Source organism: Mangrovimonas spongiae (assembly GCF_003944795.1).
Lineage (GTDB): Bacteria > Bacteroidota > Bacteroidia > Flavobacteriales > Flavobacteriaceae > Mangrovimonas > Mangrovimonas spongiae.
In genome coordinates this window covers 161741-176071 of the sequence record NZ_RWBG01000004.1, presented here as the reverse complement: position 1 = coordinate 176071, position 14331 = coordinate 161741, and the positions used below count along the sequence as shown (strand labels likewise).

General features: G+C 32.8%; 18 protein-coding genes and 1 tRNA gene. 11 read left to right on the top strand and 8 right to left on the bottom strand.

Annotation, left to right across the window (positions count from 1 at the left end; genetic code table 11):
- Positions 1 to 143 precede the first annotated feature (143 nt).
- Positions 144 to 1121, top strand: coding sequence for a D-alanine--D-alanine ligase (locus EJA19_RS09805; RefSeq protein WP_125468194.1), 978 nt, complete (start codon positions 144 to 146; stop codon positions 1119 to 1121).
- Positions 1122 to 1165: 44 nt separating this feature from the next.
- Positions 1166 to 1621, top strand: a complete 456-nt coding sequence (coaD, locus tag EJA19_RS09800; RefSeq protein ID WP_125468193.1) for a pantetheine-phosphate adenylyltransferase — start codon at positions 1166 to 1168, stop codon at positions 1619 to 1621.
- A 1-nt stretch (position 1622) separates the two neighbouring features.
- On the opposite strand, the gene EJA19_RS09795 is transcribed toward coaD, so the two are convergent.
- On the bottom strand, positions 1623 to 3245 hold the full coding sequence (locus tag EJA19_RS09795) for a SulP family inorganic anion transporter (RefSeq protein WP_125468192.1): 1623 nt from the start codon (positions 3243 to 3245) through the stop codon (positions 1623 to 1625).
- A 155-nt stretch (positions 3246 to 3400) separates the two neighbouring features.
- Positions 3401 to 4069, bottom strand: a complete 669-nt coding sequence (locus EJA19_RS09790) for a M15 family metallopeptidase (protein ID WP_125468356.1) — start codon at positions 4067 to 4069, stop codon at positions 3401 to 3403.
- 32 nt (positions 4070 to 4101) lie between these two features.
- On the opposite strand from EJA19_RS09790, the gene EJA19_RS09785 reads away from it, so the two are divergent.
- The 7 genes from EJA19_RS09785 to EJA19_RS09755 all read left to right on the top strand — a co-directional run bounded on the left by EJA19_RS09785 (position 4102) and on the right by EJA19_RS09755 (position 9471).
- Positions 4102 to 4701, top strand: a complete 600-nt coding sequence (locus EJA19_RS09785) for an alpha-ketoglutarate-dependent dioxygenase AlkB family protein (protein ID WP_125468191.1) — start codon at positions 4102 to 4104, stop codon at positions 4699 to 4701.
- Between the two features lie 329 nt (positions 4702 to 5030).
- On the top strand, positions 5031 to 5963 hold the full coding sequence (locus tag EJA19_RS09780; protein WP_125468190.1) for an alpha/beta hydrolase: 933 nt from the start codon (positions 5031 to 5033) through the stop codon (positions 5961 to 5963).
- Positions 5964 to 6183: 220 nt separating this feature from the next.
- Entirely contained in the window at positions 6184 to 7044 is an 861-nt protein-coding gene (locus EJA19_RS09775) for an SPFH domain-containing protein (protein WP_125468189.1), read from the top strand.
- Between the two features lie 19 nt (positions 7045 to 7063).
- The gene (locus EJA19_RS09770; RefSeq protein WP_125468188.1) at positions 7064 to 7222 is read left to right on the top strand and encodes a DUF4177 domain-containing protein; all 159 of its coding nucleotides are present in this window, start codon (positions 7064 to 7066) and stop codon (positions 7220 to 7222) included.
- A gap of 2 nt (positions 7223 to 7224) precedes the next feature.
- Positions 7225 to 7404, top strand: a complete 180-nt coding sequence (locus tag EJA19_RS09765) for an Arc family DNA-binding protein (protein WP_125468187.1) — start codon at positions 7225 to 7227, stop codon at positions 7402 to 7404.
- 60 nt (positions 7405 to 7464) lie between these two features.
- A complete protein-coding gene (locus tag EJA19_RS09760) occupies positions 7465 to 8730 on the top strand; it encodes a DUF819 family protein (protein WP_125468186.1) in 1266 nt (421 codons plus the stop codon).
- Positions 8731 to 8772: 42 nt separating this feature from the next.
- Positions 8773 to 9471 carry a DUF4369 domain-containing protein gene (locus EJA19_RS09755; protein ID WP_125468185.1) on the top strand — a complete coding sequence of 233 codons (699 nt, stop codon included), beginning with the start codon at positions 8773 to 8775 and terminating at the stop codon, positions 9469 to 9471.
- 43 nt (positions 9472 to 9514) lie between these two features.
- Here the strand turns inward: EJA19_RS09755 and EJA19_RS09750 are convergent.
- From EJA19_RS09750 to idi, 5 genes are all read right to left on the bottom strand, one after another.
- Positions 9515 to 9588: transfer RNA gene (locus EJA19_RS09750), tRNA-Thr, on the bottom strand.
- Between the two features lie 50 nt (positions 9589 to 9638).
- Entirely contained in the window at positions 9639 to 9908 is a 270-nt protein-coding gene (locus EJA19_RS09745; protein ID WP_125468184.1) for a hypothetical protein, read from the bottom strand.
- Between the two features lie 26 nt (positions 9909 to 9934).
- Positions 9935 to 10909 carry a type I phosphomannose isomerase catalytic subunit gene (locus EJA19_RS09740; RefSeq protein ID WP_125468183.1) on the bottom strand — a complete coding sequence of 325 codons (975 nt, stop codon included), beginning with the start codon at positions 10907 to 10909 and terminating at the stop codon, positions 9935 to 9937.
- A gap of 4 nt (positions 10910 to 10913) precedes the next feature.
- Positions 10914 to 11324, bottom strand: a complete 411-nt coding sequence (locus EJA19_RS09735) for a 6-pyruvoyl trahydropterin synthase family protein (protein ID WP_125468182.1) — start codon at positions 11322 to 11324, stop codon at positions 10914 to 10916.
- On the bottom strand, positions 11321 to 11845 hold the full coding sequence (gene idi / locus EJA19_RS09730; RefSeq protein WP_125468181.1) for an isopentenyl-diphosphate Delta-isomerase: 525 nt from the start codon (positions 11843 to 11845) through the stop codon (positions 11321 to 11323). The genes EJA19_RS09735 and idi overlap by 4 nt, the downstream gene beginning before the upstream one ends.
- Before the next feature lie 130 nt (positions 11846 to 11975).
- On the opposite strand from idi, the gene EJA19_RS09725 reads away from it, so the two are divergent.
- Both EJA19_RS09725 and EJA19_RS09720 read left to right on the top strand, forming a co-directional pair.
- A complete protein-coding gene (locus EJA19_RS09725; protein ID WP_125468180.1) occupies positions 11976 to 13565 on the top strand; it encodes a peptide chain release factor 3 in 1590 nt (529 codons plus the stop codon).
- Positions 13566 to 13712: 147 nt separating this feature from the next.
- Positions 13713 to 13943, top strand: coding sequence for a (4Fe-4S)-binding protein (locus tag EJA19_RS09720; protein WP_125468179.1), 231 nt, complete (start codon positions 13713 to 13715; stop codon positions 13941 to 13943).
- Between the two features lie 52 nt (positions 13944 to 13995).
- On the opposite strand, the gene EJA19_RS09715 is transcribed toward EJA19_RS09720, so the two are convergent.
- Complete coding sequence (locus tag EJA19_RS09715) at positions 13996 to 14313, bottom strand: DUF3467 domain-containing protein (protein WP_125468178.1); 318 nt, start codon at positions 14311 to 14313, stop codon at positions 13996 to 13998.
- Positions 14314 to 14331 lie beyond the last annotated feature (18 nt).

Here is a 14331-nt window from a genome sequence, read left to right as displayed (position 1 = left end):
ATTTATCAAACAAATATATAAAAACAGAACTGTTTTTTCTTTCGGTTATTATGTGATATTTTAGCTTAACCAATATTATTTACGACAAATAAGTCGTTTTTGGATTATTATTTTAAATGTCGCCTACACTATAGGTATAAAAAATGAAAAAAAACATTGCCATTATTATGGGAGGATATTCCAGTGAGTTTGAAATATCCTTAAAAAGCGGTAACGTGGTTTACCAATCGTTAAACCAGGATAAATACAACCTATACCGTATACATATTTTAGAACATAAATGGGTATATGTTAATGATGATAATGTTGAATTTCCTGTAGATAAAAATGATTTTTCTGTTATTATACACGATCAAAAAATTGTATTCGATTGTGTATTTAATGCCATTCATGGTACCCCAGGAGAAGATGGCTACATGCAAGGTTATTTAGAGCTTTTAAGTATTCCACATACAAGTTGCGGCATGTATCAAGCAGCTTTAACCTTTAATAAACGGGACTGTTTAAGTGTTTTAAAACCACACGGTATAAAAACGGCTCAATCGTATTATGTAAATTTAGGCGACACTTTTAACGAAACAGCCATTATAGAAAAAGTTGGACTACCTTGTTTTGTAAAAGCCAATAAAGCTGGAAGTAGTTATGGTATTACCAAAGTTTATAAGCAAGAAGACTTACAAGCTGCTATCGACTTTGCTTTTAAAGAAGATGATGAAATAATTATTGAAGCGTTTTTAGATGGTACCGAAGTATCGGTTGGTGTTATAAGTTATAAAGGGGATATTAAAGTTTTGCCCATCACCGAAATTGTTAGTGAAAACGATTTTTTCGATTTTGAAGCCAAGTATTTAGGAAAATCACAAGAAATAACCCCTGCTAGAATTAGTGAAGCTCAAGCTGAAAAAGTACGCACTTTAGCCAAAAAAGTGTATACTATATTAAAAATGACAGGCTTTAGCCGTAGTGAATACATTTTTAAAGACGACGAACCACATTTATTAGAAATAAACACTGTTCCAGGGCTTACTGCCGAAAGCATTTTGCCACAACAAGCCGCCCAAGCAAATATTTCGTTACAGGATTTGTTTGATAATGCCATTGAAGAAGCTTTAAAAGCATAACCCATTTATTATACGTAACTTTAAAAAATTAATAGCTTAAAAAAATGAGACGAGCCATATTTCCAGGATCTTTTGATCCCATAACATTAGGACATTACGACATTATTAAACGTGGCGTTAAACTTTTTGACGAAGTTGTTGTGGCTATTGGGGTAAATGCCGAAAAAAAATATATGTTCTCTCTTGAAGAAAGAAAAGCGTTTATTGAAGCTTCTTTTAAAAATGAAAAAAAAGTAAAAGTAGTAACTTATGAAGGCTTAACGGTTGACTTTTGCAAAGAAATCGATGCGCAATTTATTTTACGTGGCTTAAGAAATCCCGCCGATTTTGAATTTGAAAAAGCCATTGCTCATACCAACAGAAAACTCTCTAAAATAGAAACTGTCTTTTTATTAACTGCTGCAAAAACATCCTATATTTCCTCATCTATTGTAAGAGATGTTATAAGAAATAACGGTGATTACAGCAAACTTGTCCCTGATAGTGTTGTTGTTAACTAGCTTAAAATTTATATTCTGAAAGCGACTTTGGAAATTCTTCCGGGTTGGCCGCTAGGTGATATCTTGGGTCGTCAATATCTTCTATAATAACTTCTTTAAACTTTGGACTGGCTTTATACAATAACGCTTTACAGTCTTCACTTAAATGTTTTAGGGTAATTTTTTTACCTGCAGCTTCGTACTTTTCAACCAAATTAAAAATGGCTTCTAAAGCTGAATGATCACTTACACGAGATTCTACAAAGTCAATTTCAACTGTATCTGGGTCATTTTTAACATCAAACTTATCATTAAATGCTTTTATAGAACCAAAAAATAAAGGCCCCCAAATTTCGTAAACTTTTGTTCCGTTATCTTTTATGCGCTTTCTAGCTCTAATTCTTTTAGCATTTTCCCAAGAAAACACTAAAGCGCTCACAATAACTCCCGCAATTACTGCTATGGCTAAATCGAAAATTACAGTTAAACCAGAAACTAATAATAATACAAATAAATCACTTCTTGGAATTTTACCAGCTATTCTAAAACTACTCCAGGCAAACGTACCAATAACAACCATAAACATAACACCTACAAGAGCAGCAATTGGCACTTGCTCTATTAATCCAGAAGCAAATAATATAAAAAATAGTAGTCCTAAAGCTGCCACAATTCCTGATAAGCGTGTTCTTCCGCCACCTTTAATATTTATTATAGATTGCCCTATCATAGCACAACCACCCATGCCTCCAAATAGTCCTGTAACAATATTGGCGCCACCTTGTGCTAAACATTCTCTATTGGTGTTCCCTCTAGTTTCGGTTAACTCATCTATTAAGTTTAGCGTCATTAAAGATTCTATTAAACCTACTGCTGCTAAAATTAACGCATACGGTCCAATAAATTTAAGTGTTTCCCAGGTCATTGGTACTTTATTAAAAATATCTGTTTGGAATGTTGGCAAACCACCTTTTAAACCTTCACCTCCACCATCTCTAATAAAGCTTCCTACGGTTGCTACATCTAAATTTCCAAAAATCACTATAGCTGAGACTACTAAAATGGCAATTAAAGCCTCTGGTAGTTTTTTATTTAGTTTTGGAAGTCCGTACATAATTCCCATTGTTAAGGCAACTAAAGCAATCATAATCCATAATTTTGGCCCTTGCATCCAAACCACTTCACCGTTAACAAACTCCTTAAACAACCCTAATTGCGACAAGAAAATAACAATAGCCAATCCGTTAACAAACCCCATCATTACGGGATGAGGAATTAATCTCACAAACTTTCCTAGTTTAAATACTCCAGCAAGCATTTGAATAATTCCCATTAGAATTACGGTCGCAAATAAATAATATAACCCTAAGTTTTCACCTTCTGCTCCCATAGCATTTCCTTCGGCAACTAGACTTACCATAACTACTGCCAAAGCACCAGTTGCACCACTAATCATCCCTGGTCTACCACCAAAAATTGAGGTGATTAAACCAATCATAAAAGCAGCATAAAGCCCAACTAGCGGATCTACTCCAGCCACAAAGGCAAAAGCAACAGCTTCTGGTACTAAAGCCAAAGCTACCGTAATACCACTTAAAATATCGTTCTTAGCATTTGCTGCTCGTTTTCTAATAAAACTTGTCATAAGGTTGTATTATTTTGAAAGGCGCAAAAATACATTAAAATGTAGAAGCACAAACCTATATTATTATATTTCAATGAAGTTTTTTGCACTAAAACGTTTGAGATACTTACAATCTAAACGTAATATTGTTTTTCTATATACTCCTCAATAAATAACTATTGAATTTTAAAATCAAAATATGTTTTTGGAAATGGTTCGCCTCGTAATGTAAAATGCCACCATTCTTTAGCGTAATTCCTAAAGCCGTGCTTTATCATAACTTTTTGTAACAGTTGTCTATTTTGTTTCTGTTTTAAAGTTATACCATCGTAATTTACCCAGGATTCTTGCCCAAAAAAGTCGTATGGACTCCCCATATCTAATGCTTCACCTGTATTACCGTTAATAATGGTTAAATCGACTGTACTTCCGCGACTATGTCCAGATCGTGTAGCTATGTATTCTTCTCGAAACAAATGGCGTTTTTCAACTTTGGGATAAAACTCTTGTTTATTTATTGTATCATTCAAATCTTTGGCCCAAACCATAAAATGATTAACAGCTTGTTGTGGACGATACCCATCAAAAACTTTTAAACATAAATTTTGCTCTTGCAATTCTTCTTGTACTTTTTTTAAAGCCTTTGCAGTAGATTCTGTTAGAATTAGCTTATTCGCATAATAACCTGTTATGGTATCTCCTACAAAATTATTTGTAGAATAATATTTTAACTCAACTGTTATGTCTGGAATAATCTCTTGTACATTGACAAAGCCTTCTGGAAGAGTGTATTGATTATTTACCAAAAGAAATAAGATAATATACAGTGTTGTTTTAAGTTTCATCATATATTGACTAATTTAGAAAAAAATAGGTTATGGACTTATTTTCAAACGAAAAAAACACCTTTAGTTTACCAGATGCTGAACTAATTTATTATCCTAACTTTTTAGAACAAACAAAAGCCAATATTTACTTTAAAACTCTTTTAAAAGAAACCCTTTGGCAACAAGATGATATTACTGTATTTGGCAAAACCTATAAACAACCAAGATTAACAGCTTTGTATGCTGAAAATAACAAACCTTATTCTTATTCTAACATAAACATGCATCCCAAAAAATTCACAAACACGCTTTTAAGTTTAAAATCAAAAATAGAAGATGTATGCAATCACAATTTCTCTACTGTTCTTCTAAATTTATATAGAGATGGAAATGACAGTAACGGCTGGCATGCTGATAATGAAAAAGAATTGGGCAAACATCCAACAATCGCTTCTCTTTCCTTAGGCGCAAGCCGAGTGTTTAAGTTTAAGCATAAAACTTTAAAAAAAGAGAACCATAAACTGTTATTACAACATGGAAGTTTACTTATAATGAAAGGCGCAATGCAAGAATTTTGGGTACATCAAATACCCAAAACAAAACAACACGTTGGTAAAAGAATCAACCTAACATTTAGGTATATTAACTAAAAAACCGAGGTCCCTCAACCTCGGTTTTCTGTTTCATTTGCATTTATATATGTAGTTAGATTTAGGGTCTCTAGTATCAACAACATAATGCAAATATTAATTAATTAATCCATTGAACTAAAAAGTAATTTTCTAGTACACACCAAATGTATAATTAAATACCTACAAGAACGTTTAAAGACATATATTTTCGATGAAATACATGTTTTTTTAACATTTAAGGTCGAAATATTTAATTTTATCGACGAAATACACGCCTAAAAATTAAAAAATCCGTTTTATATGCTAAGAATTATTATATCTTTAGATAAAGAAAATAAAAAACAACTATGAAAAATTTGGCACGAATTATTTTAATCACATTTATAGTGTTTCCTTTAGTAACTAAAGCACAGGACACAACATTCCAAGCTAAAGAAATAGCTATTACAAAACTTATTGATGGCACATTATTAACTCCAAATAATAAAACGTCCAATTTGGTTATCATTATTGCTGGTTCTGGTCCTACCGATAGAAACGGTAACCAAAACTTTATGAAAAACAATTCGTTAAAAAAACTTGCCGAAGGAATAACTAAAAATGGTATCGCTACATTTAGATACGACAAACGATCGGTAAAACTTATCAAGCAAGGTAAAATAAATGACAACAATATTTTATTTGATGATTTTGTAACCGATGCCCAAGCAGTAGTCAATTATTTTGTGAATACTAAAACGTACAAAAACATATATATTGCTGGCCACAGTCAAGGGAGTTTAATTGGCCTTTTAGCTTCTAATAAACATGTAGCAGGATTTATTTCACTTTCGGGAGCTGGAAAATCTATAGACAATGTGTTGTTAGAACAAATTGAAAAAAGTGCGCCAATTTTTAAAGAACCTTCAGAAAAAGTGTTAGCATCGTTAAAAAAAGGACAAACAACTAGCGATTACCCACCAGCTTTAGCAAGCCTTTTTAATGAAGATTTACAACCCTTTATGATTAATTGGATACAATATAATCCACAAGAAATTATAGCCAAACTAGAAATTCCCTGTTTAATTATTAATGGCACAAAAGATTTACAAGTATCTGTCGAAGAAGCACAACTACTCCATCAATCGGCTAAAAACAGTACCCTAAAAATAATCGATAATATGAATCATATTTTCTTTACTATAAAAGGTGATACTCTAGAAAACTCGAAATCTTATAATGAATCTGCAAGATCTATAAACCCAGAAGTTGTAAAAGCAATAGTTGACTTTATTAAATAATTAATTTCCCGTTTTACAAAAAATAAAAAAGCAGTTCGAAATCGAACTGCTTTTTTTTCAACTAACTAACCAACCAAAAATATGAATACTGTATAAAACTTACTTTGTAATCTACAGTATTAAATGTAAAACAATATTTGTGCCAAACTTTAATTTGGAATTAAACAAACTTAATTATATCTTTATGATATCATTTTAATATCACTTTAAATTAAAAAATATGACACAAGAAAAAATTATTGTTCCAGCAAATGGTTATTTGATGTTATTTATTTTTGCTTTAATCTTATTTGGAAGCATAGCAGCAATTATATTAACTAAAAGTCCATGGTTTATTATATCCATCCTAAGCGCTATTATATTAGCCATTGGTTTTGTTATGGTACAACCTAACGGTTCTAGAGTTCTACTATTATTTGGAAAATATGTTGGTACAATTAATAAAAATGGTTTTTACTGGGTAAATCCATTCTATTCAAAAAAGAAAATATCATTACGTGCTAGTAATTTTGATAGCGAGCGGCTTAAAGTAAACGACAAATTAGGAAACCCAGTAATGATTAGTACTATTTTGGTATGGCGCGTAGAAAACACTTACAAAGCAGCTTTTGATGTTGATAATTACGAAAATTTTGTTCGTGTTCAAACAGATGCAGCAGTAAGAAAATTAGCAAGTATGTACCCTTATGACAATTTTGCTGATGAAGGTATGGATGAAGACATCACACTTAGATCAAGCGTAAATGAAGTTAGTGCTGCTCTAGAAAAAGAAATTGATGAAAGACTCTCTATTGCAGGCATAGAAGTTCTTGAAGCAAGAATTGGCTATTTAGCTTATGCTCAAGAAATAGCAAATGCCATGTTAAAACGCCAACAAGCAACAGCTATAGTTGCCGCAAGACATAAAATAGTAGAAGGAGCTGTAAGTATGGTAGAAATGGCACTTGAAGAATTAGGCAAAAAAGAGATTGTTGACCTAGACGAAGAACGTAAAGCAGCTATGGTTAGCAATCTAATGGTTATTCTTTGTGGTGATAAAGACGCCTCACCAGTAGTTAATGCAGGAACATTAAATCATTAAAATAAAATCCAAATAATCAATGAAAGAGTATAAAGTCATTTCCAAATCTATTGGGTTTAGAAACCCTACACAAAAACTGGAAGATCATCTTAACCAATATGCAAGGGAAGGTTGGCAAGTTATACATATTAACACATCTATGACAACTATAGTCTTTGAAAGAGAGAAAAACAGGTAACAATGTCTAAGAAAAAAGCATTTGCATTACGACTTAACGAAGATATGCTCAAAGCCATTGAAAAATGGGCTTCTGATGAATTCAGGAGCACCAATGGCCAAATCGAGTGGATATTAATGCAAGCCTTAAAAGAGCACAACAGAGTTCCTAAAAACAAATCCGATAAAAATAAAAGCGACTAATAAGTCGCTTTTTTTATACCCATTAATTTTGGTATTTTGCAGCACAAATTATAACGACACATGGAAAACCAACCAATATTCACAAACGATGCCATAGTTTTTGGCCTTTTAATGCTAGCTCTTGGCTTTGTATTTTATACCGAATCTAAAAAAACAGGCTTCTGGCCCGTATTTTACAAATACATTCCAGGGCTGTTAATGTGTTATTTAATTCCAGCTATTTTTAACTCTTCAGGGTTAATCTCTGCCGATATTTCTAAAACTTACTTTATTGCTAGTAGATATTTACTACCTGCATCATTAGTTTTATTAACCTTAAGTATTGATTTAAAAGCTGTATTTAACCTAGGTTGGCGTGCTTTAGCTATGTTTTTCACAGGAACTATAGGTATTATAATTGGTGGACCAATAGCTATTTTAATTGTATCGACATTTTCTCCAGAAACCGTTGGTGGCGCAGGATTTGATGCCGTTTGGAGAGGTCTTGCAACTTTAGCAGGAAGTTGGATTGGCGGTGGTGCTAATCAAGCTGCTATGCTAGAGATTTACGAATTCAATCAAGAGCTTTACGGTGGTATGGTATTAGTTGATATTGTAGTTGCAAACATTTGGATGGCTATTATTCTTTTAGGTATTGGAAAACGAAAAAAGATTGATAATTGGTTAAAAGCCGATAATACAGCCATTGATGAGTTACAACAAAAAGTACAAAATTTTAGTGATAAAATTACCAAAATACCAACGCTAACCGACTTAATGCTTATTCTCATGTTTGCTTTTGTGGCGGTTGGAATTGCGCATTTTGGATCGGAAAAAATTTCAACATTTTTAAACGACAATTTTGAAGCTGTTAGCGATCCTAAAAGCGCTTTATCCTCGTTTGGAAGTGGATTCTTTTGGTTAATATCTATTGCTACTTTAATTGGTATAATACTATCATTTACCAAAGCGAAAAACTTAGAAGGTGCTGGCGCAAGCAAAATAGGAAGTGTTTTTATTTATATTCTTGTTGCAACCATTGGTATGAAAATGGATTTAGGGAAAATATTTGAAAACCCTGGACTAATTTTAATTGGTTTAATTTGGATGGCCATTCATGCTGGATTGCTCATTTTAGTCGCAAAACTTATTAAAGCACCTTATTTCTTCCTAGCTGTAGGAAGTCAAGCAAATGTTGGTGGAGCCGCTTCTGCTCCAGTTGTTGCCGCAGCATTTCACCCGTCTTTAGCAACTGTTGGTGCTTTACTGGCTGTTTTTGGGTATGTTGTTGGAACCTATGGCGCCATTATATGTACCGAACTTATGAAAATAGCTTCAGGTGCTTAAAAAATCGTTTATATTTGCCGCTTAATTTTTAGAACATTTAGTATGAAAAAACTGTTTTTAGCCTTAATTACTTTATCTATTATTAGTTGTAATAACACATCGCAAGACCTCATTGTTAAAGGTCATGTAAAAGGTTTAAAAAAGGGAACACTTTACTTAGAAAAAGTACAGGATTCCTCAATTATTATTTTAGACTCTTTGCTTCTTAAAGGAGATTCCAACTTTGAATTATCTTCTGCATTAGAAGTTCCAGAGGCCTTATATTTAAGGTTAGATAAAAACAGTACAAAAAATACCGATAATCGTATTGTATTTTTCGCCGATAAAGGAATAACTGAAATTAATACAACACTAAAAAACTTTGTTGTTGATGCCACTATTAAAGGCTCTAAACAACAAGCGCTTTACGAAGACTATTTAAAAGTAATGAGTCGTTTTAACGATAAAAGTTTAGAGTTGTACAAAGATAAACTTGAAGCTATAAAATCAGGAGATTCATCAAAAATAAATGAAAGTCAAATTGCTATTAATAAGCTTATTAAAAGTAAGTATTTATATACCGTAAATTTTGCTGTAACTAATAATGACAGTGAAATAGCGCCATATTTAGCCCTTTCTGAAGTTTACGATGCGCAACCAAAATGGTTAGATACCATTAACCAATCGCTTACACCTAGAATTAAAGATTCTAAATACGGAAAAATCCTGGACAACTACATTTTAGAGTTGAAAGAAAACTAATAAAAAAAGCCTCTCAAAATTTTGAGAGGCTTTTTTATTTAAGAGCCGATGGAGGGACTCGAACCCACGACCTGCTGATTACAAATCAGCTGCTCTAGCCAGCTGAGCTACATCGGCAAAAAACGTGCGCAAATATAACTCTGTAAATTAAATTTGCAAACATTTTTTTAACCAAGTTTATTTATTTTATCCACTAAAGATCTAGCCTTGGTTTCTAAATCGTTGTTAATTGCCTTAAAATGAGCCTTTGCATCATCAAGACCTCTTTTATTTACACGTTCCATTAAATCGTCAAACGTTTCAATAGCTTCATCTATGATAGCTTCACCTTTTTTAGAGTTTTTATCGGTATTAGTATATTCCCATATATAAACCGATTCGATAATGTCTCCTAAAACATAATTAATGTCTTTTTTTAAATCTCTTTTATTTGCCATAATTTACTTATTTTATTCTTTTAAATTTATATATAAACTTCCAAAAGCTTAGTGCTTTCAGCTTTTATTTTAAATGTTTTTAATGCAGCAGGAAGTAATACGGTTTCTCCTGCTTGTAATTCAACGGTTTTATTTTCTGAAACAATTTGGGCATCACCTTCAACACACATATAGATTATAAAAGAATCGTATGTGTTTTCTTTGTCAAGTACTGTATCGAGTTCTAAATAGTTTGTCGTGAAGTAAGGACAGCTCACCATTGAGTTCGATTGATTTTTATCCTTATTGTAAGCTATCTTAAAATTATTAGGCATATCAAAACCAATAGCATCAAGAGCCAAATCGTTGTGTAACTCACGCCCATTACCATTAGCATCAACACGATTCCAGTCATAAATACGATAGGTAATGTCGCTGGTTTGTTGTATTTCTGCCAACATTACGCCTGCTCCAATGGCATGTACACGGCCTACTTCTATAAAAAATGTGTCGCCAGATGTTACGTTTTCAAAATTTAATACTGAAGGTAACGTTTTAGCTTCTAAATGTTTTAAATAAACTTCTGGTGTAATTTTTTCTTTAAAATCTATAATCAGGTTGGAGCCTTCATCGGCCTGCATAACGTACCACATTTCGGTTTTACCAAATGAGTTATGACGTTTTTTTGCCAATTCATCATTAGGATGCAATTGAATAGATAAATCCTGCTTGGCATCAATAAACTTGATTAACAAAGGAAATTTGTCGCCAAAAACCTTATAGTTCTTCTCGCCTATTAAGTTAGATTGGTAGGTTTTTAATAATGTTTTTAGTGTTTTTCCTTTTAACTCACCATTTGAAACAATTGATGTATCTCCTTCTACATCGCTAATTTCCCAACTTTCACCAATATTAGACAAATTACTTTGCTTGTTAAGTAATTGTTTTAATTTTTCGCCACCCCAAATTTTTTCTTTAAGTATTGGTGTAAATTTTATGGGATACAATAATTCTTCTTTCATAAGTTTAGTTTCCTGAATAGGTCACAAAGTTTCTTGGTGTTTCGTAAAGGGTTATTTCCAAACTTAAATTTGAAGGTAACTTAGGTTTTAGCTTGTTATAAATGACAACCGAAATGTTCTCCGCTGTTGGGTTAAGTTCTTTAAACTCTGGGACCTCTAAGTTTAAGTTTTTATGATCGAAAGCCTCTTCTATTTCTACTCTAATAAGCTCTTTAAGCTCTTTTATATCTATCACATAACCCGTTTCTGGATTAATATTGCCAGTAACACTAACGATTAACTCATAGTTGTGACCGTGAAAATTAGGGTTATTACACTTACCAAAAACTGCCTTGTTTTTGACATCGTCCCAATCTTTTCTATTCAACCTATGTGCTGCGTTAAAATGTGCTTTTCTACTGACGGTGACTTTCATCCTTCTACATTAATATGTTCGTAAAACTTTTCGAAAATAATTTTAAACCACGCTGTATACTGATTTGGATTCGCTTTTATGTCTGTATTTACAGCATGTAAACTCATCCACTTCCAATCGGCTACTTCACTTGGATTAATGTTTGGGGCATCATTATAATACCCGATTAAAATATGATCGTATTCGTGTTCGGTCAAACCATTATCAAACGGTGCTTTATAAATAAACGATATGGTTTCCTTTAAATCGGTTTTAAACCCCATTTCCTCCTGCAAACGACGTTTCCCTGCCGAGATATTATCCTCACCTTCTCTTTGATGACTACAACAGGTGTTAGTCCAAAGCAACGGCGAGTGGTATTTATGTCCCGCACGTTGTTGTATCATTAATTCATTTTTATCATTAAACACAAACACCGAAAATGCCCGATGCAGTAACCCTTTTTCATGGGCTTCCATTTTGGGCATTAATCCTATTTGTTCGTCTTTTTCGTTAACTAAAATTACTTGTTCTTCTTTCATTAAAACAAAAATACCAAATCCGTTTTTTTAAAGTATTAATATTTCTATAAAAATAAAAACCTAATCATTACATTCATTTTTATTGTAAACAATAATAGTATCTTTGCACACCATTGTTTTATTTGATTTTATGAGCTTTAAAAAAGAAATAGAAAGACGACGTACCTTTGGTATTATCTCGCATCCAGATGCTGGTAAAACAACATTAACCGAAAAATTACTGCTATTTGGTGGCGCCATACAAGAAGCTGGTGCTGTAAAAAGCAACAAAATAAAAAAAGGGGCGACGAGTGACTTTATGGAGATTGAGCGCCAACGTGGTATATCGGTAGCAACATCTGTTTTAGCTTTTGAGTATAATGGTACCAAAATTAACATTTTAGATACACCTGGTCACAAGGATTTTGCCGAAGATACTTTTAGAACCCTAACAGCTGTCGATAGTGTTATTGTGGTTATTGATGTGGCTAAAGGGGTTGAGGAACAAACCGAAAAGCTAGTTGAAGTTTGTAGAATGCGAAACATCCCGATGATTGTTTTTATAAACAAGTTAGACCGTGAAGGAAAAGACGCTTTCGATCTTTTAGATGAAATAGAACAAAAGTTAGGTTTAAAAGTTGTTCCTATGAGTTTTCCTATTGGTATGGGCTACGATTTTAAAGGTATTTACAACCTATGGGAAAAGAATGTGAATCTTTTTAGTGGCGATAGTAGAAAGCATATTGAAGAAACTATAGAGATTTCAGATTTGGCTTCTGAAGAACTTGACGAACTTGTTGGAGAAACATCAGCCAATACCTTACGCGAAGAAATTGAACTTGTCGAGGGTATTTACCCATCGTTTAATAAAGACACCTATTTAAAAGGTGAACTTCAACCTGTATTTTTTGGGTCGGCTTTAAACAATTTTGGTGTTCGCGAACTTTTAGATTGCTTCGTTGAAATAGCGCCAAGACCAAGACCAAAACAAAGTGAGGAACGCCTGGTAAAACCCGATGAAAATAAGTTTACAGGCTTTGTTTTTAAAATTCATGCGAATATGGATCCTAACCACAGAGACCGTTTAGCATTCGTAAAAATTGTGTCTGGCGAATTTAAAAGAAACACACCTTACCTACACGTTAGAAATGGTAAAAAGCTAAAATTCTCAAGCCCAAATGCTTTTTTTGCTGAAAAGAAAGAAATTGTAGACATTTCTTATCCTGGTGATATTGTAGGATTACATGATACTGGAAACTTTAAAATTGGAGATACTTTAACCGAAGGTGAAGACATTCATTACAAAGGTATTCCTAGTTTCTCTCCAGAGCATTTTAGGTATATTAATAACGCCGATCCTTTAAAATCTAAACAATTATATAAAGGTATCGATCAGTTAATGGACGAAGGTGTTGCCCAATTATTTACTTTAGAGCTTAATGGACGAAAAGTAATAGGAACTGTTGGCGCCCTGCAATACGAAGTGATTCAATACCGTTTAGAACACGAATATGGTGCTAAATGTAGTTATGAAAACCTAGCCGTTCATAAAGCGTGTTGGGTGGATCCTGACGATCCTAAAAATGATGAGTACAAAGAGTTTTTAAGAGTAAAACAACGCTATTTAGCTAAAGATAAGCAAGGGCAATTGGTGTTTTTGGCAGATTCGCCATTCTCATTACAAATGACCCAACAAAAATATCCAAGTATAAAATTTCATTTTACATCTGAATTTGACTAAACATTATCAATTTCTCAAAAAAACGTGAGAAAATTAAGATAAATAAATTTTTAACCACTTAATATTAGGATTTTATCGATTTTTTTACTTATCATTGAATTGAATTCATAAATTCATATTGATTATTAACCCCAAAGATGATCTACTATGGAAATTCAATCTAATGTTTTTACAAACGGTGATATTACCGTTACCTACGAACCCTGTAAATGTATTCACGCCGAGAAATGTGCACGAGAACTGTCGAGTGTGTTTAGAACATCTGTAATCCCTTGGGTGGATTTAGGTGGGGCTTCCACACAACAAATTATCAATCAAATTAACAAGTGTCCTTCTAAGGCATTACAATATTATTTAAACAAAAAAGAAGCTTCTTAAATTTATCAAAAAAAGAAAAAGCCCTTATAAATAATTTATAAGGGCTTTTTTTTTAAGCTTCACCAGTTGGACCAAAATTAAGTGGTATTGGTGGTTGCTCATAATCTTTTATTTCTCCATGAGCACTTTCAAATCGTTGTACGTTGTCATTTAATGCCTTAAGCAAACGTTTGGCATGCTGAGGCGTTAAAATAATTCTAGATTTTACTTTACTTTTAGGAGTTCCAGGCATAATACGAACAAAATCGACTACAAATTCAGATACTGAGTGGTTAATGATTGCCAAATTAGAGTAAACGCCTTCGGCTACTTTTTCGTCAAGTTCTATATTAATTTGCCCTTTTTTCTTTTTATTATCGTTTTCTGCCATAATTATAATGGTTAAAAA